The sequence below is a fragment of the Microbacterium sp. LWH10-1.2 genome (assembly GCF_038397765.1).
Lineage (GTDB): Bacteria > Actinomycetota > Actinomycetes > Actinomycetales > Microbacteriaceae > Microbacterium > Microbacterium natoriense.
Window position 1 is genome coordinate 3,296,273 of the sequence record NZ_CP151638.1, and the last position, 23,764, is coordinate 3,320,036.

Below are 23,764 nucleotides of genomic sequence, written 5' to 3' on the forward strand. Positions count from 1 at the left end.
CCCATGTTCCATCGAAAGACATCCCGCGGCGCCGCCGCCGCAGCCGCGTTCGCCGTCGCGGTCACCGCCTTCACGCTCGCCTCCCCCGCCGCTTTCGCGGCCGACACCCCGCCGAATCCCGTCGACAAGCCGGGCTACACCCTCGACTTCAGCGAGGAGTTCACCGGCACGACGCTCGACACCTCGAAGTGGCTGCCGAACTACCTCCCGCACTGGGTGCCCGCCGCCGACATCGCCGACACGGCGGCGCGCTACACGATCTCGAACGGCACGATCAAGCTCCGCGTCGACCAGGACCAGCCGCCGTGGAACCCCGACCAGGACGGCACCGTCGTCTCGTCGGCGATCCAGACCTTCAACCAGAACAACTGGCACAAGTTCAACTCGTCGGCGGTGAACCGCAACAACCTGCCCACGTTCAACGGCTACTCCACGAAGTACGGCTACGTCGAGGTGCGCGCCAAGAACTCGAACGCCGGGGGCGGAGGACACCAGGCCCTCTGGCTGGTCGGCACGAACACCACCGGCGGCCAGTCCGAGATCGACATGATCGAGACGTTCTTCAGCACTCCGAACAGCTGGCGCATCGCCGCCTACGGCTGGGGCGACCCGAACTTCCTCGGATCGTGGTCTCTCGACACCGTGCCCGTCTCGGGCTCTCCGACCACGGAGTTCCACATCTACGCCATGGACTGGACGCCGACCCAGCTGCGGTTCTACTACGACGGTCAGCTCGTGAAGACGCTCAACGACGCCCCGAACACCGCGATGGGCATCATCATGAACATCTACACCGGTGCGGGCTCCGGCCAGCCCAACAGCGTCTGGCCCAAGCAGTGGGAGGTCGACTACCTGCGCGTCTACAAGGACAACGCCGGATACTCGGAGGCCGTCTCCCCCACCTGGAAGCTCATCAACAACCGGCACAGGGCCGGCGCCGTCAACGTCGAGCCCAACGACGGCATCGTGCGCTTCGGCGAGGTCCCCAGCACCTACTGGAGCGCCCAGTGGGTGCCCGAGACCACGGCATCCGGCACCACCAAGTACCGCAACCGGTGGACCAACCAGTACCTCTACGTGAGCGGCTCGACCGTTCGCCACGGCACCGCGGCGACGGCGGGAACCGCCGCCGAGTGGTCGACGCCGTCCGCCGGCAGCGGGTACACGCGCATCCAGAACGCCTCCGGCGCCCTGCACGTCGAGAACGGCACGGGCAGCGTCGAGTTCGGGAACGTGCCGACCACGTGGTGGTCGTCGCACTGGCAGCTCAACGCCGCTCCCGCCAACTGACCGACCGAGAGACCCGGGGAGGGCCGCACAGCCCTCCCCGGGAGGAGGAACCCATGCAGAGAACCACCGCGAAGGCCCTCGCCGTCCTCGTCTCGCTCGTGATCGGATCGGTCGCGCTGTCCGGATGCACGGACAGCGGCTCGTCGACGGCATCCGAGGGCTCAGCGGCCATGCCGAGCGCGAGCCCCACACCGCACTTCGATCCCGACGACACCCTGTGGACGATCGCGTCGACAGGGGAGCGCCTGACCCTCGACGACCCCGACGTCCAGGCGCTGCAGCAGGTCGTCGCGCTGCACTCCGGAGCATCCGACAACCGGACCCCGAGCACGGTCGCCGACTCCGTCGCGGCGGAGGAGCGGTTCTTCTCGCCGCTCTTCCTCGACAAGCTGGCGGGCGAGGACTACGCGGATGCCGTCACCGCCATGTACGTCGACAACGACCTGTCGATCGCGCAGACCGGAGTGGCCTGGACCGCCTCGACGATCGACGCCGACCGGCAGCACGCGACCGTCGGATTCGAGTCCCTCTTCACAATCGTCAGCGCCTCCGACGGATTCCTGCACGAGCTCGGCGCCGACACCGGAGACGAGTTCGCCCAGCCCCGCGAGTACACCCTGACGAAGGTCGAAGGCGCCTGGCTCATCGACGACATCGCGAAGGGCCCGCTGCGCGCCGCCGCCGCGACTCCCTGAACCTGCTCGGCAGGGCGGATGCCGTCACCCGAGTAGCGTTGTGCCATGCGCATCCCCGTCGCGATCAGGGCCGCCAGGCGCTCACCCCTGCTGCAGGTGGTGAAGTCCGCCGCGGCGACCATCGCCGCGTGGCTCATCGCGGGGGCGATCTTCCCGGAGCAGCTGCCCGTGTTCGCGGCGATCGCCGCGCTGCTGGTCGTGCAGCCCAGCGTCAACCAGTCGCTGTCGAAGGCGCTCGAGCGCAGCATCGGGGTGATCGCCGGCGTCGTGATCGCGCTCGCGCTGGGCTGGCTGCTGGGCTCGCCCGCGTGGATCGTGCTGCTCGCGATCGTCGTCGCCATGCTCGTCGCCTGGGCCTTCCGCGCCTCCCCCGGAACCGGCAACCAGATCGCCATCTCGGCGATGCTCGTGCTGGCCCTCGGCTCGTCGACACCCGCCTACGCGCTGTCGCGCATCGTGGAGACGCTGATCGGCGTCGGCATCGGCATCGTCGTGAACGCCCTCATCGTGCCGCCCGTGCTCACCGGACCCGCACGGCGCGACCTCGGGCTCCTCGGCCGCGAGCTCGCCGCCTGCCTCGACCGCCTGGCCGCAGCCCTGCCCGCACCGCAGTCACCCGCCCGCCTGCAGGAGCTCATGCTCGAGGTGCGGCTGCTGCGGCCGATGAAGGACGCCGCCGAGGCCTCGATCGCCGCAGGAGAGGAGTCGCTCACCCTCAATCCGCGGCGCTCGGCCCATCGCGACGAGCTGCGGGAGATGCGCGCGCTGCTGGAGCGGCTGTCGCCGATCGTGACCCAGACCATCGGCATGACCCGCGCCTACTTCGACCACTACGACGACACGATCGGCGAGGAGCCCGCGGTGGCGGCGATCGCCGAGCAGCTGCGGCGCGCCGGCCACGACGTGCGCCTCGCCGTGCAGCTCGCGGAGGTCTCGCCCGAGCCCGAGGCGCTGACCTCGGCGATCCCTGCGCTCACCGCTCCGCTCGTGATCACACCGCCCTCCTCCGGTCACTGGATCCTCATCGGTTCGCTCATGGAGGATCTCCGCCGCATCCACGGCGAGCTCCTCGGCGAGGGCTGAGCGCGCCGCGTCGCGCCGACACGGGTGCGCCAACACGGTCGTGGACCGACACGGTGATGCCGCGGCATCCGGTCGCGGCATCCTCCGGTCGCGGCATCCTCCGGTCGCGGCATCCGAAATTCGGACCGATGCGCGGAATTCGGATGATCACGGCGCGTGCGTCCGAGAAAAGCGCCGTCATCCGAAATTCGGACGGCCCCGGACGGACCCGGACGGCCCCGGACCGCGCCACGACTCGAGATGGATGCGAGGGACGCCGCGGCCCCGAGCCCTACCCTGGAGACATGGAACTCGCTGACGCCCTCGCCGAGCTCGCGGCGCTGGAGGATCCGAAGGTGCGCGCGGCGAACGAGAAGCGCGGCGACGATCACGGCATGAACCTCAGCCGCCTCCGCGCGGTCGCGAAGAAGGCCAAGACCGACCAGCCGCTGGCCCGCGAGCTGTGGGAGACCGGAGAGACCCCGGCCCGGCTGCTCGCGCTGCTGGTCTGCGCCCCGCGGCAGTACTCCGCGGAAGACCTCGACGGGATGCTGCGCGAGCCGCAGCCACCCAAGGTCAACGACTGGTTCGTGAATTACGTGCTCAAGAAGACGCCGCTCTCCGACGACCTGCGAGAGGGGTGGCGGCACGACCCCGCCGACACCGTATCCGCGGCAGGGTGGTCGCTGACGTCCGTGCGGGTCGTGACGCAGCCCGACGGCCTCGACCTCGGCGCCCTGCTCGACGAGATCGAGCGGGAAATGAAGGATGCCGCACCCCGGACGCAGTGGGCGATGAACGAGACGCTGGCGCAGATCGGCATCCACCATCCGCACCTGCGCGACCGCGCCCTCGCGATCGGGAACGATCTGCAGGTGCTCGCCGACTACCCGACGGCGCCGGGGTGCACGTCTCCGTTCGCCCCGATCTGGATCGCCGAGATGGTCCGCCGGCAGGGCTGACCCTAGGCGATCGCCGCCTGCTCCCGCGTGCTCTCCACCCGTCCGCGGATGAAGATCAGCAGCACCAGTCCGACGATGATCACGACGATGTTGCCGAGACCGGCGATGCCGGCGAGCGCACCCTCGGCGGGGTGGGCGGACTGCAGGAAGATGCTCGGATCGGTGGTGGCGTGCAATAGGATCGGCACGATGATCGTTCCGGTCACCCGCATCGCGAGGTACATGCAGATCCCGAACGCGAAGGTGTAGCCGAGCTGGACCAACGTGGGGAGCAGCGCCTGACCGGACAGCAGGTTGCCGGCGTGCAGACCGGCGAAGACCGCCGCGGAGACGACGGCGACGGCGATCTCCCGGTAGCCGGCCTTGCGGAGCAGGTTCACGACGAGTCCGCGGGTGAGCACCTCCTCGGCGAAACCCACGAGGAGCCCCGCCAGCAGCCAGGCCGGCACGACGCCCGCCTCGGTGTCGGCGTAGTCGATCGTGGCGAAGCGCAGGATGTTGAACAGCAGGACGGCCGCGACGGCGATCCACATCCAGCCGCTGCCGCGGATCGGCTGCGGTCCGAAGATCTCGCCGAACCAGCCGACCGACCAGATGAACGCGATCAGCAGCAGCGCGCCGACCGTCACGGGCAGGACGTAGAAGACGACCACGGCCGCGGCGCTCTGCGGGTCCGTGATCCCCTCGGCCAGCGGTCCGAAGAGGAGCGACAGCCCCTCGTACAGCACGAAGTAGACGGCCGCGAGCACGAGCGCCCTCCACCAGCCGCCGCGCTCCCAGAATCCGCGCCACCCCGATGCCGCCGCGTGCTCCGCCATGTCGCCTCCCTCTCGCCGCGAGAATCGCGATCCCCTTCACGCTATAAGAACCGGAATATCAGCTCCAGGCACCCCGCCCGGCGACCCCTCACTACGCTGACCCCATGAGCACGCACATCGCCGCAGAGCCCGGCCAGATCGCCCCCATCGTCCTGTTCCCCGGAGATCCGCTGCGGGCGAAGTGGATCGCCGAGACCTTTCTCGACGACGCGCAGCTGTACTCCGAGACGCGCGGGATGCTGGGCTTCACCGGCACCTGGGAGGGGCATCGCGTCTCGGTGCAGGGGTCGGGCATGGGCCAGCCCTCGATGGCGATCTACGCGAACGAGCTGTTTGACTCCTACGGGGTGCAGACGGTCGTCAGGGTCGGGTCGTGCGGCGCGCTGACCGAGAAGCTGAAGGTGCGCGACATCATCATCGCGAACGGGGCGTGCACCGACTCCGGCATCAACCGGGTGCGCTTCCACGGTCTCGACTACGCCCCCGTCGCCGACTTCTCTCTGCTGCGCGCCGCCGTCGAGGCGAGCGAGTCCGAGCCGCCGGGGTCGAACGTGCACGTCGGACTGCTGCTCTCGAGCGACCAGTTCTACAGCACCCGCCCCGAGCTCACCGAGCCGTTCGTGCAGCACGGCGTGCTGGGCGTCGAGATGGAGACGAGCGGCCTCTACACGCTCGCGGCGTACTACGGTCGGCGAGCGCTGAGCATCTGCACCGTCTCCGACCACATCGTCACGGGCGAGGAAACCACCGCGCTGGAGCGCGAGCAGACCTTCGGAGACATGATCCGCATCGCACTGCAGGCCGCGACCACCTGAGGGTCGCGGCCCTCCTCTCGCGCGGCTCCTCTCGCGCACCCCCTCCCTGCCCTCACGTTCGGGAGGAGAACTCACGCACCGGCTGAGGATCCGCCCGCATTCCTCAGCCCGAGGGTGCTTTCTCCTCCCGAACGCGCGAGCGGCGCACGCGACGACGAGACCCGAACGCGCGAGCGGCGCACGCGACGGGGCACCCAGCGCACGCGCCAGGGAACCCCCGGACGCGAGGAAGGCCGCCGCGACGGATCGCGACGGCCTTCCTCAACTTCGGTCAGTCGATCTCGACGGCCTCAGCGGTCGCGCGGCGGCGACGCATCAGCACGAGCGCTGCACCCAGGAGGAGCAGCAGACCGGCCGCTCCGCCGAGCACCCACGGCACCGCACCACCCGTGACCGCGAGGCCAGGGGCCACGATCGGAGCAGGAGGCGCGAAGCCCGCGTCGAGCGTCGGCAGGTCGACCTCGCCCGGCAGCGCCGAGTTCGATCCCGTCGCCGGAGTGGTGAAGGTCACCCGACCGGTCTTGGGGTCGGCATCCGAGTCCTTGTCGTCACCGCCGGCGTTCGCCGAGGTGAGCGGGTAGGTCGTTCCGCCGATGACCACGGAGGTCGGGAACTCGATCGAGTACTGCGTCGACGGCTTCAGATCGGTGAACACATAGAACCCGGTCTCGTCGGTCGTGGTCGTCGCCACGAGGACGCCGTCCTTGTCGTAGAGCTTCACCTCGACGCCCGCGACGGGCTTCTCGGTCGGGTCCTGCACGCCGTCGCGGTCAGCGTCGATCCAGACGTAGTCGCCGACCGAGACCTTCACGGGCGCGTAGCCCGCATCGATCGTCGGGTCGTCGGCCTCGCCGGGCTCCGCCGAGTTCTGCCCGTCGGCCGGCGTGGTCACGGGTGCGCGACCCGTCGTCACGGCCGGGTTCGAGTCCGCTCCGTCGCTCTCGCCCGCGCCGGGCGTGGTGAGGTGGTGCTCGACGCCGTCGACGGTGACCGAGAGCGGGAACTCCACGATGAAGTCCGTCGAGTTCGGCAGGTCGGTGAAGACGTAGTAGCCGTTCGCGTCGGTCGTGGTGGTCGCGATGACCGTCTCACCGTCGGGCGAGAGCAGCTTCACCTCGACACCGGCGACGGGGGACTCACCCTCGTCCTGGATGCCGTCTCCGTCGGCGTCGAGCCACACGTAGTCGCCGATCGAGACCAGCACCGGCACGTAGCCCGCGTCGATCGTCGGGTCGTCGGCCTCGCCGGGCTCACCCGAGTTGCCGCCGCCGAGGGGCGTCGTCACCGGGGCGCGGCCCGTGTCGACGGCCGGGTTGGAGTCGGTCGCCGACCCACCCTGCGTCGGCGCGGTGAGCACGTAGCGCACGCCGTCGACCGTCACGGTCGTCGGGAACTCCACGACGTAGTCGACGCCCGGCGCCAGGTCGGTGAATGCGTAGTAGCCGTTCTCGTCGGTCGTCGTGGTCGCGATGACCGTGGCGCCGTCGGGCGACAGCAGCCGCACGGTCGCGCCGGGAACCGGCTTCTCGCCCTCGTCCTGCTGGCCGTCGCGGTCGGCGTCGAGCCACACGTAGTCGCCGATCGAGACCGGCGGGGCGATGAAGCCCGCGTCGATCGTCGGGTCGTCGGCTTCGCCGGGCTCCGCCGAGTTCGCTCCGGACGCCGGCGTCGTGATCGAGACGCGGCCCGTCTCCGGGTCGGCATCCGAATCCGCGGCGTCGTCATCGCCCGCGTCGCGCTCGGTGAGCGGGTAGGTGATGCCACCCACGGTCACCGTCGTCGGGAACTCGATGATGTAGTCGGTCGAACCCGGCAGGTCGGTGAAGACGTAGTAGCCGTTCGCGTCGGTCGTGGTGGTCGCGATGACCGTCTGGCCGTCGGCCGACAGCAGCTTCACCTCGACCCCTGCGACGGGCGTCTCACCGGCATCCTGCACACCGTCCTTGTCGGCGTCGATCCACACGTAGTCGCCCACCGAGACGATCGGCACGTAGCCCGCGTCGATCGTCGGGTCGTCGGCGTCGCCAGGAGTGCCCAGGTTGTCGCCGGACGCGGGCGTGCGCACCGGCGCGGCGCCCGTGTCGACGGCCGGGTTCGAGTCGGATGCCGAGGCACCCCTGCTCGGCGCCGTGAGACGGTACACGTCGCCGTCGACCGTGACCGTCGTCGGGAAGACGACCGTGTAGTCGCTCGATGCACGCAGATCCGTGAAGGAGTAGTAGCCGTCGGCATCCGTCGTCGTGGTCGCGATCACCGCTCCCGTCGAGTCCTTCAGCTGCACGGTGATGCCGGCCACCGGAGGCTCTCCTGCGTCCTGCTGCCCGTCGTTGTCTCGGTCGATCCAGACGTAGTCACCGATCGACACCGGCGTCGGGACGAAGCCGAAGTCGAAGGAGTGGTCGTTGCGTCCGGCCGCGGGCGAGGTGACGTTCGCGACGACGGTCGGAGTGCCGCCGACGTCGACGGTCACGCCGTTGCTGTCGATGCCGCGGTTCGACCCCGCGGCTGCGCCCGTCGGCGTGGTGCCGGCGAGCGGGCCGCCCGCGGCGAAGTCCGCCGGGCGGTCGAGACGGATCTGGTAGTCCGTCGCCGGCAGCAGACCGTCGTCGGTGTCGAACCAGTACTCGCCGTTCGCGTCGGTCACGGTGGTCGCGATCAGCGTGCCGGCCGTGTCGTAGAGCGACACCTGCACACCGGCGACCGACGGCTCGTCCGCATCCTGGATGCCGTCCTCGTCGGTGTCCAGCCAGATGCGGTTGCCGATCTGCTGGGTCGCCGCGAGCACGAGCGCCTCCATGTCGGCCAGTCCCTGCGCCTTCTGGAAGTCGTCGGTGACGAGCACGTTCGCGGAGCCGGTGCTGCCTGCCGCCTGGTTGCCCGTCGCGGGGTTGAAGGCACGCAGGCCGTTCGAGAACAGCCCGGTGGCATCCATCTGGTTGATGACGAGTCGGTCGGTGCCCGGCACGTGGACCATGCCGCCGAACGCGGCCTCGTTGTGGAAACCGCCGAAGTCGTCGAAGTCGCCGCCCCGGGGCTGGCTGCCCCGGCAGTCGAAGTCGAGCGTGGAACCGGAGGCGCACACCCCGACGATGTCGCCGGCGGTGACGTAGTTCGAGTAGGCGCCGAGACCGTTGGTGCGGGTGCCGTAGTAGAGCAGCGAGCTGTACTGGTCACCACCGCGGTCGCGGAAGGCGAGGATCATGTCACCGGCGGCGGTGAACTCGATGTCGGAGAGCATCGGCTGCGGCACCGAGAACTGCCCCGCGAGTCCGTTGGCCGCCGGGTTGATGGGCGTCGAGGCGGCGCCGGCGTTGATGCACGCCTGCGCGACGCCGTCGCTCCACGGCAGCCAGTCCACGAAGCGGCACGAGGCGTCGACGGCGAGGTTGCCCGAGACGACGCCGCTGTGGCCGGGGGCCGTCGTCGGGTCGCCGGAGTAGACCACGCCGGTGGGGCTGAGGATGCCGGAGGCCGAGATGTCGTACTCGATCACGCTCGCCTGCATGGTCACGCCGCACACGGCGCCGACGTAGATCTTGCCGGCGTTCTCGCCGATCGCCATCGGCGCCCAGTCCTGATCCGCCGCACAGGCGACGGCCGGGATCGGGAGCGTCTGCACCGGAGCAGGGTTCGGGGCCGTCTGCACCGGGTACACGACGACCGAATCGGTGTGCATGTTCACCGCGAGGAGGTACTTGCCGTCCTCCGTGACCTCCACGTCGCCGAGGCTCTCACGGCCCACCGCGGTGCGGAAGTCGAAGTCCTGGGTCTGGTGACCAGCGCCGTTGACGCTGGTCATGTCGTGCACCGTGGTGCCGGCGTCTGCGACCGTGGCGTAGACCTCGGTGGCTCCCGACCACGGGTCCACCCGGTAGATCGCACCGGGGCCGCCCGCACCGTAGACCGAGCCGCGCTTGGCGTAGGCGCCGGCGTAGAGCTTCTGCGCCTTCTGGTCGAGGCCGATGCCGTACACCGACCCCGTCGTGACCCGCGAGGTGACGCCGGTCGGGGCGCTGTTCAGGCGGTAGGGGACCTGGTAGATCTCGCGGCCCTCACCCGCGCCCGGCCAGATGCTGTCGGGCTGGATGGCGGAGAAGATCGTGGCGTTGGAGGGGCCCAGCGTGCTCACGTCGACGTAGCCGACGCTGAGCGCGGCATCCGCACCGCCCGACACGTCGACGAACGACGTCGCCGGGGCGAACTGCGGCTCGGTGTGCCCGTCGAGGATGCGCGCCTCGGTGTAGGTGCCGGTGTTCGGGTTGGTCACCTCGATGCGGTACTTGCCGCCCACGAGCGTGTTGCCCGCGTCCGCTCCGCCGAGCACGACCTGACCGGCCGCGTTCGTGGAGCGCGTGAACGTGTGGTTCTGCGGATCGGTGAACCGCACCGTCACCCCGTTGAGCGCGGCGTCGGCGGCGTCTCGCGTGCTGTTCGCGTTGACGTCGTTCACCACGGTGAGCGTGATCGTCCCGTCTCCGGCCGCGGCGACCGCCGGCGGCGCGACGACGATGGACAGTGCGGCCGCGGTCGTCAGCGCGGCCACTCCAGCGAGTGTCTTCTTCACGTGTTTCTCTCCCCCGCGCCCGATTCCCCAATCGGCCGCGACTCTCGTTTCGAGTTCCCCAGAAGACTTGTGCCCACCGACATACTGGCGAGCACATGGCCTGCTGTGCCAAGGTGAGGCTCCCTCTGACCCCCGTGAGGGGTCAGAGGGAGCCTCACGCCGTTTCGATCCGCCCGATCAGGCGCGACGCCGGCGCGCACGCACCAGCATCGAGCCGCCGAGCAGGAGCACGGCCATCGCGCCGAGCGCGACGCCGGTCAGGTCTGCCCCACCGGTGTTCGCGAGCGATCCGCCGGTGCTGCCCTTGCCGCCCGCGCCACCCGTGGTGCCCCCACCGGTTCCCGGCGTGGTCGGGCAGGCTGCCGTCGTGAACGGGATCGTCGCGCTCTCGACCCCGTCGACCGTCTGGTCGACGAAGTACTGCGTGTTGCACGTCAGACCGGAGGTGAGCGACCAGGCGCCGTTCTCGCCGACCACCGCGGTGGCGACGACGTCGCCCTTCGTGTTGCGGACGGTGATCGTCGCGCCCGAGGTGCCGGTTCCGGTCGCGCCGGTCGGCGTCGTCCCGGTCACGGCCGGAGCGGCAGGGACGACCGCGGTGTCCTCGTCGATGCTCGAGTACTGCGAGGTGAACCCGTTCGCATCGACGGTCTGCACGCGCAGGAAGCCCGTCGTGTGCGTGGTGGGGATCGACACGGACGCGCCGGGAGCGACACCCGTGATCTCGCCCAGGTACTCCTCGGCGTTGTCCGCCGCCGTCCAGTAGACGTGGAGCGTCACGGGAGCTGCCGCGGTGTTGTTGCCGATGAGGTTCGCCGGCTGGACGGCCGTGAACGTGGCGGTGGTGCCGTCGTAGCGCACCGTCTCCGGACGGAACGTCTGCACCGTGTTGTTGCTCACCGAGTCGCCGACGTTCCAGAGGAACCAGAAGCCGCTCTCCTCGATCACCGGGTCGGTGCCGCCGCGGGTGTTCGCGCCGAAGGTGTTGCCGATCACCGGCAGCGTGCCGATCGCGTTGTGCACGATCGGAGCCTGGGAACGGTCACGACCGCCGAAGCCGTCGATCGAGTTGCCGATGATGCTCCAGCCCACCGGGGCGTCGGCGCTCGCAGCGTTCGCGGAGTTGTAGATCGCCCAGTGGTTGTCGACCGTGGCCGGGAGCGTCTCGTCGGTCAGATCCTGGATCAGGGTGTTGTTCTGCACGATGTTGCCGGTACCGGGGGCGTCGATGCGGATCGCCGAGCGCGAGATGTCCGCGATCAGGTTCTCGATCGTGTTGTCCGCGATGACGACGTCGGTGGCGCCGGCGCCCTGCACGCGGATGGTATCGACGGCCCAGATCACATCGAAGGTGTTCCCGGTCACGTCGACGTTCGTGGTCGTGTCCCCCAACTGCAGCGCGGCGAACACGCCGTCGCTGATGTTCGTGAACGAGTTGTCGGCGAAGGTCGCGTCGGTGAGCGTTCCGCCGAAGACGACGGAGCCCGCGTAGGAGACGTCGTTGCCGGAGAAGACCAGTCCGTTCCAGTCGGCGGTGTTGTTGCCGATCGTGCGCGAGATGTTCTTGCCCTCGTTGCCGCCGAACGTCGTGCCCGTGATGCTCGTGTCGGTCAGCGTCTGACCGGCGCCGTCGAAGAACAGGCCGTTCTTCCCGGGTGACTGGATCGTCGAATCGGCGACAGTGAGGCCGGTGACCGTGGCGTTCTGGTCGAGCCACACGCCGTGCGTCGGCGATGTCTCCGCAGGGTTTCCGAGAACGCTGTTGCGCACCGTGAAGCCCGTGACGGTCGAGTCGTTGTCGATGAACACGTGAGCGTAGGTCTCGACGCCGCGGCTGGCGAGGCCGTCGATCACGGTGTTGGTCACGGTCGCGTCGTGCTCGACGATGATGCCGCCGTACAGAGGGCTCTGGATCACGAGATCGGTCAGCGTGGTGTCGGCCGCCCCGTCGAGGAGCAGCACACCCACCTCCTGCCAGTTCGTGTCGTTGTCCTTGAGCTCCACGTTCGTGACGGTCGTGCCGGTGCCGCTGATCACGATGCCGGACTCGGCCGCGCGCAGGTTGGCGAGGTTGCTCAGCGAGACGTCGTCGGATGCGACGTAGATGCCGGCGGCGAACGAGCCGTCGATGTCGGTGATGCCGTCGAGGTTGGTGAAGTCGATCGAGACGGGAACCTCGGAATCGATGAGGAAACGCGCACCCAGGGTGTCCCACGAGGACCCAGGAGGAGTCATGTCGGTCGTGAGCATGCTGTTCGCCGAGCCGCCGGTGAGCGACAGCTCGCCCGTGCCCGCGAGAGCCGCATCGAAGACGATGCGCACACCGTCGGGGTTCGTGGAGGCGTTCGCGGCCTCGAGCGCTCCGCGCAGCGTGCCGGGGCCGCTGAGCCCGAGGCTGGTGACCGTGATGACGTCCTCCGCCGCGCTCGCAGCGGTGGCGGGCAGCAGGACCCCGCCCAGAACTGTGACGGCTCCGACCGCCCATGTCATCGATCGGGTGAATCCCCGACCCCTCGTGCCACGGCTGCTCGCCGTCCGACGCGATACGTGCTCCATACCTTGCCCTCTCCCTCGGTGATGTATCGCCCGTCTCCGATCGCGCAGCGAAACGAGTCCATGGGGGACTCAGGAGCCTGCGGGGATGTCGAAGCGGACGCATGGCGCGCACTGGGGGGCGCGCTCGGTGGGGAGTCAAGCAGGATGCCGCATCGACGCGTCATATCGGACGTGCAGGTGACCCCTGCCGGGGGTCAATTCCACCGTGAGGCGTCACTTCCCCCGACCCCGGCGGCACACGAAGGCGGTAGGCCGGCATCCGTCCGGTAGGGGATGATCGAAGGATGCTCCTCGATCACACGGCCGTACCCGACGGATCCGATGCGGATGCCGTGTACCTGGCGTTCGTCGAGTGGGCCGAGTCCACCGGCATCAGCCTCTACCCCGCGCAGGACGAGGCGGTCATCGAGATCGTCTCCGGGAACAACCTGATCCTCTCGACCCCGACCGGCACGGGGAAGTCGCTCGTCGCGGTCGGGGCGCACTTCGCCGCCCTCGTGTCCGGCCGGAGGACGTACTACACCGCCCCGATCAAGGCTCTGGTCAGCGAGAAGTTCTTCGCGCTGGTCGACATCTTCGGCGCCGCGAACGTCGGCATGATCACGGGCGACTCCTCCGTGAACGCCGATGCCCCGATCATCTGCTGCACGGCCGAGATCCTCGCGAACCTGGCTCTGCGTCAGGGCACGGATGCCGAGGTGGGACAGGTCGTCATGGACGAGTTCCACTTCTACGCCGACCCCGACCGCGGCTGGGCCTGGCAGGTGCCGCTGCTGGAGCTGCCGCAGGCGCAGTTCATCCTGATGTCGGCGACGCTGGGCGACGTCACCGAGCTCGCCGCCGACCTCTCCCGACGGACGGGCCGCGACACGGCATCCGTCACCGGCGTCGAGCGGCCGGTGCCCCTGCACTTCTTCTACGAGACGACGCCGATCCACGAGACGATCGACGATCTGCTGAGCACCGGCCAGGCGCCGGTCTACATCGTTCACTTCTCGCAGGCCGCAGCCATGGAGCGCGCGCAGGCGCTGTCGAGCACGAAGGTCGCCACGCGCGAGCAGCGCGACGAGATCGCAGCGCTGATCGGGGAGTTCCGCTTCACGACCGCGTTCGGCAAGACGCTCTCCCGGTTCCTCCGTGCGGGCATCGGCGTGCACCACGCCGGCATGCTGCCGAAGTATCGCCGGCTCGTCGAGCAGCTCGCCCAGCGCGGGCTGCTGCGCGTGATCTGCGGCACCGACACCCTCGGCGTCGGCATCAACGTGCCGATCCGCACCGTGCTGCTCACGGCGCTCACGAAGTTCGACGGCACCCGGATGCGGCAGCTGAACGCGCGCGAGTTCCACCAGATCGCGGGCCGGGCAGGACGCGCGGGCTACGACACCGCGGGCACCGTGGTCTCGCAGGCGCCCGAGCACGAGAGCGAGAACGCCGCCGCCATCAAGAAGGCGGGCGACGACCCGAAGAAGAAGCGCAAGATCGTGCGCAAGAAGGCGCCGGACGGCTTCGTGTCGTGGGGCGAGCCGTCGTTCCGCAAGCTCATCGACGCCGTGCCCGAGACGCTCACCTCGCACATGCAGATCACGAGCGCGATGATGCTGAACGTGATCGCCCGCGGCGGCGACGTCTTCGGGAATATGCGCTCACTGGTATACGACAACCACGAGCCCAGGAGACGCCAGCGCGAGCTCGCGCTGCGGGCCCTCGGCATCTACCGGACCCTGCTCGAATCCGGCGTGGTCGAGCAGACGGATGCCGGCGAGATCCGCCTCACCGTCGACCTGCAGCCCAACTTCGCGCTCAATCAGCCGCTGTCGCCGTTCGCCCTCGCCGCCTTCGAGCTGCTCGACCCCGACTCCGCCGGTTTCGCGCTCGACATCATCTCGATCGTGGAGTCCACGCTCGACGACCCCAGGGCCATCCTCGGGCAGCAGGAGTTCCTCGCCCGCGGCGAGGCGGTCGCCGAGATGAAACGGGAGGGTATCGAGTACGACGAGCGGATGGAGCTGCTCGAGCAGATCACCTATCCGAAGCCGCTCGACGAGCTGCTGAGCGCGGCGTTCGAGACGTTCAGCGCGGCCCAGCCGTGGATCCGCGACTTCGAGGTGCATCCGAAGTCCGTCGTGCGCGACATGTACGAGCGCGCCATGTCGTTCGGGGAATACGTCGCCTACTACAAGATCGCCCGCTCGGAGGGCGTGGTGCTCCGCTACCTCTCCGACGCGTACCGCGCGGCGTCGCAGACGATCCCCGAGGAACTGAAGAACGACGACCTGCGCGACCTCATCGAGTGGCTCGGCGAACTCGTGCGGCAGGTCGACTCGAGCCTCCTCGACGAGTGGGAGGAGCTGGTGCACGGGCACCCCGTCGACCACGAGGACGGTCCGGTGGTCCCCCCAGCGCCCAAGCGCCTCACGAGCAATGTCAGGGCCTTCCGCATCCTCGTGCGCAACGAGCTGTTCCGCCGCGTGCAGCTCGCCGCCAGGGAGGACGTCGAGTCCCTCGCCGAGCTCGACCCGCACTTCGGCGCCGACGCCTGGTCCGACGCCCTGGACGCGTACTTCGCCGACCACGACGACATCCTCACGGGCGCCGACGCCCGCAGCTCCTCGCTCATCCTCGTCACCGAGGGCGCGTCCGAGTGGACCGTGCGGCAGATCCTCGACGACCCAGCGGGCGACCACGACTGGGGCATCTCGGCGACCGTCGACCTCGCGGCATCCGACGAGGAGGGCGCCGCCGTGGTGACCGTGACCGGGGTCGACCGGCTGTAGCCGTCACCCCGACCACTGAGAGGTCAGTGCTGCTGCGCCTCCCGAGCCCCGGAGGGCAGCGCTCTCACCCGCTCCCGCGCTCGCGTCAGGGGGAGCAGCGGGTCGAAGAGGATGCCCAGGCCCAGGCGCACCAGCAGCGCGTGCATGCCGAGGCAGATCGCGATGACGACCGCGGTGAGCACGAGCGGCTCGACGGCCTCGATCAGCGGGACGGTGCGGATGCCGGTCGACCGCAGCGCTCCGTCGAGCAGGGCGAGCGGGATCATGTGGATCACGTAGATCGGCAGGGTCCGCCGCCCGATCCAGCGCAGCGGTCGTGCGACGGCCTCCACCCGCCGGTCGAGGAGCACGCACGCCGCGACGCCGAACGCCACGGCGAGCACCGACAGCAGGGGCCAGACGCCCGGCCACTGACGCATGCCGAGCACGCCGACGGCCGCGGCCGCCGCGATGTATGCCGCGGCGAGCATGAAGGCTCGGCGCAGGCCCGTCGTCGCCGCGAAGCGCTCGACGAGCTCGCGGAGGCGCAGTCCCGCGAGGAAGAAGAACAGGTTCTGCAGGACCTGCCACAGGTTGCCGAGGTCGGGGAGCACTCCGGATGCCGCCACCGCCGACACCACGAAGGCCGCCGGCAGCAGCACCGCCGTCGGCACGTGCCTGGTGAACCGCGCCACGGCCAGATACACGGCGAGCGCGAGCAGGTACCAGAGGTTGGTCGGGCTGAAGGTCAGCTGCGCGAGGAGCTCCCCGGCGTCCTCCGCTCGGGCCGTGTCGAAGTCGGGGGTGAGCGCGAGCATCGCGGTCTGGATGAGGACCCAGACGACGTAGACGAGGGCGAGGCGGCCCGCGCGCATGCGCCAGCTCCCGCCGCTCGGCGCGGTGACGGCGCGCCAGGCGAACATCCCCGAGATGAGGAAGAACAGCGGCATACGCAGCGGCAGCAGCTGGGCGTTCAGCGTGGCCCAGGCATCGGTGACCGGCCCGGCGTCCTGCATCTCGATCGCGTGCTTGGTGACCACGTGCCAGAGCACCACGAGGACGATGCACACGCCCTTCGCGACGTCGGGCCACCCCTCACGCTGTCGCATGGTCCCTCCGGGTCGTCGCACTGCGCTCGCTCGACGCCCGACGGTCGGCCGCAGCCTGCACGAGCCTGTCCATGAGCTCGGGGTACGGCACCTCCGCCGCCGCGAACATGCGCGGCACCTGCGAGGCCGCGGTGAGCCCCGGCATCGTGTTGACCTCGTTGAGCACGGGTCCGTCCTCCGTGAGGAAGAAGTCCATGCGAGCCACCCCGGCGCAGCCGAGCGCGTCGAACATCGCCACGGCCGTGCGCGTCAGCGCTCCCGCCTCGGCCGGCGTGAGCACGGCGGGGACGGTGAACCTCGCGGTGCCGTCGTACTTCATCGCCGTGTCGAAGAGCCCGGTGGCGTGGATCTCGAGCGGCGGGGCCGCCCAGCGCACTCCCCCGGCCTCGCGGATCACGGCCACGTCGATCTCGCGACCGCGCATGACCTCCTCGATGAGGATCCTGTTGTCGAACCGCGCCGCGGTGCGCAGCGCATCGAGCAGGTCGCCGGGCTCGCGCACGAGGCCCACGCCGTAGCTGGATCCGGCGGAGACCGGCTTCACGACGACCGGTCCCTCGTACTCCACGTCGCCGAGGTCGGATGCCGAGATCACGTACCCCGGCGCGGTCGCGATGCCCGCCGCCTCCGCCACGAGCTTGGTCGCCCACTTGTCCATGCCGATCGCCCCCGCGCGCAGGTCGGAGCCGACGACGGCGACTCCGGCGAGCGCGCACAGGGCCGCGAGCGCTCCGTCCTCGCCGAGCGCACCGTGCACGGCGGGGAACACGACGTCGGCCCAGGCGAGCGCGGGCATGGCCGCGGCGAGCGACTCGGCAGGGGTGGCGACGGGCGCGGCATCCCACACCCCGTCGCGCGAGATCGTGACCGTGCGCACCTCGTGGCCGATCGACCGCAGCGCCGTGGCGACCGCCGCCGCCGAGGCGAGCGACACCTCGTGCTCGGAGTTCTGTCCTCCGCCGATGACCAGTACCCTCATGCCCTGCTCCTCTCCACTCGCGGGCCGATGCCCGTCACGATCGTGTGCGGGATGGTCCCCGCCCAGCGCGCCCACTCCTGCACGCTGGGCACGGCCCCGCCCTCCGGTCCGAACACGGTCGCCGTCTCCCCCCTGGGGAACTCCCGGCTCCCCGTGTCGACGACGATCTGGTCCATCGACACCCTCCCCACGATCGGATGCCGAGACCCCCCGATCTCGACACCCGCCCCCTCCGTCAGCTCGCGCGGGATCCCGTCGGCGTACCCGACGCCGATCACGCTGAGGTGCGTCTCCGCCGGGGTGACGTACGTCCCTCCGTAGCCGATCGCCGTGCCGGCGCGCACGAGCGCCGAGTGCACGACGGATGCCGTCAGCCGCGACGCCCCGTGCAGCTCCACGGTGCCCGACGGGTCGATGCCGACGAGGCCGGCGCCCACCCGCACCAGGTCGAAGTGCGTGGCGGGGTCGGTGAGCGCGCCCGAGGTCGCGGCGAGGTGCGTGACGAGCGGTCCGAAGCCCGCACGCAGCACGGTGTCGCGTCCGTGCCGCATCCGCAGCACCGCGGCGGCGTTCGCCCGCGGATCCGCGTCGTCGGCCAGGGGCAGATGCCCCATCACACCGACGATCTCGATGCGGCCGGCGGCGGCCCGCGCGACGCGCAGCAGCTCCGCCCAGTCCTCGACGGGGCACCCGCCGCGCGACATGCCGGTGTCGAGGTGGAGGTGCACGCGCACGGGCGCCGCGGCGTCCCCGGCCAGCTGCCGCAGCTCCTCGACGGAGCCCACGGCGATGTCGACCCGGTCGGCGGCGGCCTGGGCGGCATCGACGCCGGACGGGTTCAGCCACGCCAGGATCGACACGTCGAGTCCCGCGTCGCGGAGCGCGGTCGCGTCTGCGGCATCCGTCACCCCCAGCCAGTCGGCGCCGGCGTCGACGGCCGCCCTGGCGACGGCGACGGCGCCGTGCCCGTAGCCGTCGGCCTTCACGACGGCCATGATCCTGGCGTCGGTCGCCGCGCGCATGCGGTCGACGTTGGCCGCGACCGCGGCGGGAAGGGTGGTGAGCGTCGGCGCGTGCAGACGCGACAGGGGGGTGGTGAGCGTCATGGTCATCGCTGGGTCCTCGGATCGGCGGTGGGGTCGTCGTACATGAGCGGGCAGCCGTTGGCCGGAGCCGACGGACGCAGCTCGAAGTGCCACGGCTCGTTGCCGTAGATCTGGCACAGGCCGAACTCCGCACCGTGGCGCGAGAGCCAGTCCTGACCGGCGACGGGGCCGAGGTCGATCGCCTTGCCGGAGACGTGCTCCGACCGCTCGGGTGTCGCCACCCAGCGCGCGGCCTCCTCCGCCGAGCCGTACTTCGCGACGGCGTCGGCGAGCAGCTCGTCCTGGTAGGCCGGGGAGCGCCAGCCGCTGTTGACGTGCAGGCGGATGCCGTCCTCCTCGGCGGCGGTGGCGGCCGACCGCACGGCGGCGAGCAGGTCGGCGTCGAGGTTCGACACCGCGGGGGTGTCGGCGAACACCGAGATCCGGTCGGCCTCCTCGATCTTGCCGTCCTGTTCGTCGACGGTTCCGTCGGTGGCCGCCGCGCCTCCTGGGGCATCGATGGTGGCGGATGCGGGGGCGGACGCCTGCTGGGCGATCACGGCGATGAATCCGGCGACCAGGGCGGCGAGGAGCGCGAGGCCGAGCACTGTGGTGAGGCGTCGCTGTCTGAGGGAGCGGCTGTCGTTCATGATTCCAGTGAAGAAGGGAGCCTGTTGCCACGGCGTATGCGGTTTTCCATATGCTCCCGATATGCCCGGTTGCGTAAGCTCTCAGCCATGCGCGTGCTGATCGTCGAGGACGAGCCCTACCTCGCCGAGGCGGTTCGCGATGGACTGCGCCTGGAGGCCATCGCCTCCGACATCGCCGGAGACGGCGACACCGCGCTCGAGCTCCTCGCCGTCAACTCCTACGACCTGGCCGTGCTCGACCGCGACATCCCCGGCCCCTCCGGCGACGACGTCGCCCGGTGGATCGTGGCCTCGGGCAGCGGCATCCCGATCCTGATGCTGACCGCCGCCGACCGCCTCGACGACAAGGCCTCCGGCTTCGAGATCGGCGCCGACGACTACCTCACCAAGCCGTTCGAGCTGCGGGAGCTCGTGCTGAGGCTGCGCGCCCTCGACCGGCGCCGCCAGCACAACCGCCCGCCTGTGCTCGAGGTCGCGGGGCTGCGGCTCGACCCGTTCCGCCGCGAGGTGTTCCGCGACGGACGCTACGTCGCCCTCACCCGCAAGCAGTTCGCCGTGCTGGAGGTGCTGGTCGGCGCGAACGGCGGTGTCGTCAGCGCCGAGGAGCTGCTGGAGCGCGCGTGGGACGAGAACGCCGACCCGTTCACGAACGCCGTGCGGATCACCGTCTCGTCGCTGCGCAAGCGCCTGGGCGAGCCCTGGCTGATCCTCACCGTGCCCGGGGTCGGGTACCGCATCGGGACGGATGCCGATGCCTAGGCGCCGCGGCATGACGGCCCGCATGAAGCTCACCCTGAGCTACGCGGGGATCGTCGTGGTCTCGGGACTCCTGCTGCTCGCCGCCGTGGGGCTGTTCCTGCTCCGCTACGTGCCCGACGTGCAGTTCGTCACCAACATCGCCGAGCACGTGCCCAACCGGTCCGACCTGATGCGGGCGTTCGTGCCCGTCGCGATCCTGGTCATGATCGTGCTGCTCGCCATCGGCTGGGCGGGCGGCTGGTGGCTGGCAGGGCGGATGCTGGCTCCGCTGAACCGCATCGGCTACGCGGCGCAGCTCGCCGCGCAGGGATCCCTGTCGCACCGCGTGGCTCTGGAAGGGCCGCGCGACGAGTTCCGCGACCTCTCCGACGTGTTCGACTCGATGCTCGACCGGCTCGAGCAGAACATGGCAGAGCAGCAGCGCTTCGCCGCGAACGCCTCGCACGAGCTGCGCACGCCCCTGGCGATCTCGCAGACCATGCTCGACGTGGCCCGCGCCGATCCCGACCGCGATGTGGACGAGCTGATCGACCGCCTGCAGGAGGTCAACGTCAGGGCCATCGAGGTCACCGAGGCTCTGCTGCTGCTCAGCCGCGCCGATCGTCGGGCGTTCACCCGCGAGATCGTCGACCTGTCGCTGCTCGCCGAGGAGGCCGCCGAGTCACTGTTGCCGCTGGCCGAGAAGCTCGGGGTCGCCATCGACGTCGCGGGCGATGCGGCGATCGTGCTCGGCAACCCCGCACTGCTGCAGCAGCTGATCATGAACCTCGTGCACAACGCGATCGTGCACAACCTCGCCGCCGACGGCGCCGTCACGGTGCGCACGCACACGCAGGAGCGGGCGCTCGCCCTGGTGGTGGAGAACACCGGCCCCCACCTGCCCCCGCACGTCGTCGCGGCTCTCGCCGAGCCGTTCCAGCGCGGAGCCGAGCGCGCCCGCGACGCCGACCACGTGGGCGTCGGCCTGGGGCTCGCGATCGTGCAGCGCATCGCGGAGGCCCACGACGGCTCCCTCGTGCTGACCGCACGCCCCGGCGGCGGCCTGAACGTGACGGTGTGGCTCCCGCATCCGCTCCCCTACCCGCTGCAGGGGCACCCGGTCGCGTGAGCCCGCGGGGTCACCAGGGGCTGGGCTCGTAGTCCTTCAGGAACACGCCGTGGATGTCTTCGCCGGCCTCGCCGCGCACGATCGGGTCGTACACGCGGGCGGCGCCGTCGACGAGGTCGAGCGGGGCGTGGAAGCCCTCCTCCGCCAGGCGCACCTTCGTGAAGTGCGGGCGCTCGTCGGTGATCCAGCCGGTGTCGACGGCGGTCATCAGGATGCCGTCGGTCTCCAGCATCTCTCCGGCGCTGGTGCGGGTGAGCATGTTCAGCGCGGCCTTCGCCATGTTCGTGTGCGGGTGACCGGGGCCCTTGTAGCGGCGGGAGAACTGCCCCTCCATCGCCGAGACGTTGACCACGTACTTCCGGTGCGCGCTCGACGCCGCCATCGACGGACGCAGGCGGCTGATCAGCAGGAACGGCGCCGTGGTGTTGCACAGCTGCACCTCGAGCATCTCCAGCGGGTCGACCTGGTCGACCGACTGCACCCAGCTGTTCACACGGTTGACGTCGGGCACGAGCCCGCCCGCATCGATCGCGGTGCCGTCGGCGTGCTTCTCCAGCGACGATGAGCCTGGAGCCATCGCGAGCCGGGCGAGGTCCTCGGCCGTGAGCGCCTGACCGCCCTGCGCGGCGACGGTGCCGCCGAGGGCCGCGACCGAGAGCAGCGGATGCGCGTCCACCGAGGCCTGCAGGGCCTGCGGGTGCTGGTCGTTCGTGTGGCCGAAGGTCTCCATCTCGGGCAGCGGTCCGTCGGGCAGCGGCTGCAGCTCGGCATCCGCCAGCAGCGAGTACGCGCCGGGCGAGCGCCGCACGGTCTGCGCGGCGTTGTTGATGAGGATGTCGAGGGGCCCCTGCGCCGCGACCGAGTCGGCGAGACCGATCACCTGCGCGGGGTCGCGCAGGTCGATGCCGACGACGCGCAGACGGTGCAGCCAGTCGGCCGAGTCCGGCAGTGCCGAGAATCGGCGGACGGCATCCCTCGGGAAGCGCGTCGTGATCGTGGTGTGCGCGCCGTCGCGGAGCAGCCGCAGCGCGATGTGCATGCCGATCTTCGCGCGGCCTCCGGTGAGCAGCGCGCGCTTGCCGGTGAGGTCGGTGCGGGCGTTGCGCTTGCCGTGACTGAACCGTGCGCAGTCGGGGCAGAGCTGGTGGTAGAACGCGTCGACGAGCGTGTACGGCTGCTTGCAGATGTAGCAGTTGCGCGGCTTGATGAGTTCGCCGGCGATCGGGGCGTCGACCACGCTCGTCGCGAGGTCGTTGCCGCGGGTCTCGTCGTCGATGCGGTCGGGGGCGCCCGTCGCGGTGCGCGCGACGACGGCTTTGTCGGCCTCGGCGACCGCATCGCGGATCTCCTTGCGACGCACGCGCTTGACGGCCTTGAACATCGCGGCGGTCGCGTGGCGCACGGCCACGAAGTCCGGATGCTCGTTGTCGATCTCGTGCAGCTCGGCCAGCACTCGCAGCGTGGTCGCGAGATCGTCGGGGTCGACGCCCGGTCCGAGGAGGTCAGCGGGGTCGGGGGCATCGGTCATTGTGCTGATTTTACGCGAGTGTCCTGGGGGCGGCATCCGCTCCCGTCGCGAATGATCCCGGTATCCGCTCCGAATACCGGGAGTTCTTGCGACGGGAGCGACGCGACGCGTCAGGCGTGCTGACGGCGGAGCGCGGTGAGCACGGCGCCGTTGGCGCCCGCCCATCCGCCGAGCGTCGCCGGGACGATGGGCGGAACACGATGGAACGTCGCCCGCTCCCGCACGTAGCGCTCGGCGAGCGTCACCAGATGATGCGGCGCCTGGGCGAGCCCGCCGCCGATCACGATGCCCCCGGGGTCCACAACCGCGCAGAGCGTGAGGATGGCTTCGGCCAGAGCCGACGAGGCACGGCGCACGATCGCTGTCGCCGCGCCGTCGCCCGCCGCGAACGCGTCGAGCAGCGCCTCCGGTCCACCGCGGCCACCGGCATCCGCCCACGCCGCATCGAGCGCGGGGGCTCCGATGATGGTCTCCAGGCACCCGCGGCGACCGCACGAGCACTCGCCGCCCATCGGGTCGATCGTGACGTGTCCGAGCTCCCCCGCCGACCCGTGGGCACCCGTGACGACCCGTCCGTCGACCACGTGCGCGCCGGCGATCCCGGTGCCGAGGGCGAGCACGAAGACGTCATCGATGCCGGCGCCCGCGCCCCACGAGGCCTCGGCGACCGCCGCCGCGTGCCCGTCGTTGATCACGTCGACCGGCACGCCGAGCGCGGACTCGAGCTGGCGGCCGAGGGGGGCTCCGTCGAGCGCGGGGATGTTGGTCGACCGGATGACGACGCCGTTCTCCTCGTCCACGATGCCGGGGATCGAGAGCACGAGGCGGGCCAGGGAGTGCTCGCCCGTCACCGTCTCCGCGATGGCCGCCAGCGCCTCAGCCGGCGAGGCGGTGGGCGTCGCGTTCCTGCCGCGCGCGAGCGGCGTCGGCGGCTGCGACATCGACGCGTCGGCGCTGGCGAGGAGGTGCTTGACGCTGGACCCGCCGACGTCGAGCCCCAGCACGACCGCGGTGCCGCGGTCGCTCATCCT

17 protein-coding genes are annotated in these 23,764 nt (G+C 70.5%); 8 read left to right on the forward strand and 9 right to left on the reverse strand.

Annotation, left to right across the window (positions count from 1 at the left end):
- Positions 1-3: 3 nt before the first annotated feature.
- The 4 genes from MRBLWH10_RS15405 (at position 4) to MRBLWH10_RS15420 (ending at position 4,009) form a co-directional block, all read left to right on the forward strand.
- Positions 4-1,290 (forward strand): glycoside hydrolase family 16 protein, encoded by a 1,287-nt coding sequence (locus tag MRBLWH10_RS15405; protein WP_105673152.1) that lies wholly within the window; start codon positions 4-6, stop codon positions 1,288-1,290.
- A 53-nt stretch (positions 1,291-1,343) separates the two neighbouring features.
- Positions 1,344-1,985: a hypothetical protein gene (locus tag MRBLWH10_RS15410; protein ID WP_341940586.1), complete on the forward strand. Its 642-nt coding sequence runs from the start codon at positions 1,344-1,346 to the stop codon at positions 1,983-1,985.
- Positions 1,986-2,030: 45 nt separating this feature from the next.
- Positions 2,031-3,068: an FUSC family protein gene (locus tag MRBLWH10_RS15415; protein ID WP_105673150.1), complete on the forward strand. Its 1,038-nt coding sequence runs from the start codon at positions 2,031-2,033 to the stop codon at positions 3,066-3,068.
- 284 nt (positions 3,069-3,352) lie between these two features.
- Positions 3,353-4,009, forward strand: a complete 657-nt coding sequence (locus MRBLWH10_RS15420) for a DNA alkylation repair protein (protein WP_341940588.1) — start codon at positions 3,353-3,355, stop codon at positions 4,007-4,009.
- Between the two features lie 2 nt (positions 4,010-4,011).
- On the opposite strand, the gene MRBLWH10_RS15425 is transcribed toward MRBLWH10_RS15420, so the two are convergent.
- Positions 4,012-4,827, reverse strand: a complete 816-nt coding sequence (locus MRBLWH10_RS15425; RefSeq protein ID WP_341940589.1) for a CPBP family glutamic-type intramembrane protease — start codon at positions 4,825-4,827, stop codon at positions 4,012-4,014.
- 104 nt (positions 4,828-4,931) lie between these two features.
- Between MRBLWH10_RS15425 and deoD the strand changes: the two genes are divergently transcribed.
- Positions 4,932-5,642, forward strand: coding sequence for a purine-nucleoside phosphorylase (deoD, locus tag MRBLWH10_RS15430; protein ID WP_341940590.1), 711 nt, complete (start codon positions 4,932-4,934; stop codon positions 5,640-5,642).
- A 271-nt stretch (positions 5,643-5,913) separates the two neighbouring features.
- Here the strand turns inward: deoD and MRBLWH10_RS15435 are convergent, their stop codons facing one another.
- Entirely contained in the window at positions 5,914-10,206 is a 4,293-nt protein-coding gene (locus MRBLWH10_RS15435; RefSeq protein ID WP_341940591.1) for an SdrD B-like domain-containing protein, read from the reverse strand.
- Between the two features lie 177 nt (positions 10,207-10,383).
- A complete protein-coding gene (locus MRBLWH10_RS15440; protein WP_341940593.1) occupies positions 10,384-12,696 on the reverse strand; it encodes a hypothetical protein in 2,313 nt (770 codons plus the stop codon).
- A gap of 350 nt (positions 12,697-13,046) precedes the next feature.
- Here MRBLWH10_RS15440 and MRBLWH10_RS15445 point away from each other — a divergent pair, with 350 nt between their 5' ends.
- Positions 13,047-15,536 (forward strand): DUF3516 domain-containing protein, encoded by a 2,490-nt coding sequence (locus MRBLWH10_RS15445; protein ID WP_341940594.1) that lies wholly within the window; start codon positions 13,047-13,049, stop codon positions 15,534-15,536.
- Between the two features lie 23 nt (positions 15,537-15,559).
- Here MRBLWH10_RS15445 and MRBLWH10_RS15450 read toward each other — a convergent pair whose 3' ends face one another.
- From MRBLWH10_RS15450 to MRBLWH10_RS15465, 4 genes are read right to left on the reverse strand one after another with little or no spacing between them, the layout of a single operon-like run.
- Positions 15,560-16,624, reverse strand: a complete 1,065-nt coding sequence (locus MRBLWH10_RS15450) for an acyltransferase family protein (protein ID WP_341940595.1) — start codon at positions 16,622-16,624, stop codon at positions 15,560-15,562.
- Positions 16,611-17,603, reverse strand: a complete 993-nt coding sequence (locus MRBLWH10_RS15455; protein ID WP_341940596.1) for a D-alanine--D-alanine ligase — start codon at positions 17,601-17,603, stop codon at positions 16,611-16,613. The genes MRBLWH10_RS15450 and MRBLWH10_RS15455 overlap by 14 nt, the downstream gene beginning before the upstream one ends.
- A complete protein-coding gene (gene alr / locus MRBLWH10_RS15460; protein WP_341940597.1) occupies positions 17,600-18,715 on the reverse strand; it encodes an alanine racemase in 1,116 nt (371 codons plus the stop codon). The genes MRBLWH10_RS15455 and alr overlap by 4 nt, the downstream gene beginning before the upstream one ends.
- Positions 18,712-19,338 (reverse strand): M15 family metallopeptidase, encoded by a 627-nt coding sequence (locus MRBLWH10_RS15465; RefSeq protein WP_341940598.1) that lies wholly within the window; start codon positions 19,336-19,338, stop codon positions 18,712-18,714. The genes alr and MRBLWH10_RS15465 overlap by 4 nt, the downstream gene beginning before the upstream one ends.
- Before the next feature lie 87 nt (positions 19,339-19,425).
- Between MRBLWH10_RS15465 and MRBLWH10_RS15470 the strand changes: the two genes are divergently transcribed.
- Complete coding sequence (locus MRBLWH10_RS15470) at positions 19,426-20,097, forward strand: response regulator transcription factor (protein WP_105673140.1); 672 nt, start codon at positions 19,426-19,428, stop codon at positions 20,095-20,097.
- 10 nt (positions 20,098-20,107) lie between these two features.
- Positions 20,108-21,205 carry a HAMP domain-containing sensor histidine kinase gene (locus tag MRBLWH10_RS15475; protein ID WP_341940599.1) on the forward strand — a complete coding sequence of 366 codons (1,098 nt, stop codon included), beginning with the start codon at positions 20,108-20,110 and terminating at the stop codon, positions 21,203-21,205.
- Between the two features lie 10 nt (positions 21,206-21,215).
- Here MRBLWH10_RS15475 and MRBLWH10_RS15480 read toward each other — a convergent pair whose 3' ends face one another.
- Both MRBLWH10_RS15480 and MRBLWH10_RS15485 read right to left on the reverse strand, forming a co-directional pair.
- Positions 21,216-22,733, reverse strand: coding sequence for an SDR family NAD(P)-dependent oxidoreductase (locus tag MRBLWH10_RS15480; protein WP_341940600.1), 1,518 nt, complete (start codon positions 22,731-22,733; stop codon positions 21,216-21,218).
- A gap of 110 nt (positions 22,734-22,843) precedes the next feature.
- Positions 22,844-23,761, reverse strand: coding sequence for an ROK family protein (locus tag MRBLWH10_RS15485; RefSeq protein ID WP_341940601.1), 918 nt, complete (start codon positions 23,759-23,761; stop codon positions 22,844-22,846).
- Positions 23,762-23,764: the final 3 nt, after the last annotated feature.

What these genes read in the sequence shown, in the direction of transcription:
- MRBLWH10_RS15405 (WP_105673152.1), top strand. Translation starts at nt 4, where the DNA reads ATGTTCCATCGAAAGACATCCCGCGGCGCCGCCGCCGCAGCCGCGTTC.
- MRBLWH10_RS15410 (WP_341940586.1), top strand. Translation starts at nt 1,344, where the DNA reads ATGCAGAGAACCACCGCGAAGGCCCTCGCCGTCCTCGTCTCGCTCGTG.
- MRBLWH10_RS15415 (WP_105673150.1), top strand. Translation starts at nt 2,031, where the DNA reads ATGCGCATCCCCGTCGCGATCAGGGCCGCCAGGCGCTCACCCCTGCTG.
- MRBLWH10_RS15420 (WP_341940588.1), top strand. Translation starts at nt 3,353, where the DNA reads ATGGAACTCGCTGACGCCCTCGCCGAGCTCGCGGCGCTGGAGGATCCG.
- MRBLWH10_RS15425 (WP_341940589.1), bottom strand. Translation starts at nt 4,827, where the DNA reads ATGGCGGAGCACGCGGCGGCATCGGGGTGGCGCGGATTCTGGGAGCGC.
- deoD (WP_341940590.1), top strand. Translation starts at nt 4,932, where the DNA reads ATGAGCACGCACATCGCCGCAGAGCCCGGCCAGATCGCCCCCATCGTC.
- MRBLWH10_RS15440 (WP_341940593.1), bottom strand. Translation starts at nt 12,696, where the DNA reads ATGACATGGGCGGTCGGAGCCGTCACAGTTCTGGGCGGGGTCCTGCTG.
- MRBLWH10_RS15445 (WP_341940594.1), top strand. Translation starts at nt 13,047, where the DNA reads ATGCTCCTCGATCACACGGCCGTACCCGACGGATCCGATGCGGATGCC.
- MRBLWH10_RS15450 (WP_341940595.1), bottom strand. Translation starts at nt 16,624, where the DNA reads ATGCGACAGCGTGAGGGGTGGCCCGACGTCGCGAAGGGCGTGTGCATC.
- MRBLWH10_RS15455 (WP_341940596.1), bottom strand. Translation starts at nt 17,603, where the DNA reads ATGAGGGTACTGGTCATCGGCGGAGGACAGAACTCCGAGCACGAGGTG.
- alr (WP_341940597.1), bottom strand. Translation starts at nt 18,715, where the DNA reads ATGACCATGACGCTCACCACCCCCCTGTCGCGTCTGCACGCGCCGACG.
- MRBLWH10_RS15465 (WP_341940598.1), bottom strand. Translation starts at nt 19,338, where the DNA reads ATGAACGACAGCCGCTCCCTCAGACAGCGACGCCTCACCACAGTGCTC.
- MRBLWH10_RS15470 (WP_105673140.1), top strand. Translation starts at nt 19,426, where the DNA reads ATGCGCGTGCTGATCGTCGAGGACGAGCCCTACCTCGCCGAGGCGGTT.
- MRBLWH10_RS15475 (WP_341940599.1), top strand. Translation starts at nt 20,108, where the DNA reads ATGACGGCCCGCATGAAGCTCACCCTGAGCTACGCGGGGATCGTCGTG.
- MRBLWH10_RS15480 (WP_341940600.1), bottom strand. Translation starts at nt 22,733, where the DNA reads ATGACCGATGCCCCCGACCCCGCTGACCTCCTCGGACCGGGCGTCGAC.
- MRBLWH10_RS15485 (WP_341940601.1), bottom strand. Translation starts at nt 23,761, where the DNA reads ATGAGCGACCGCGGCACCGCGGTCGTGCTGGGGCTCGACGTCGGCGGG.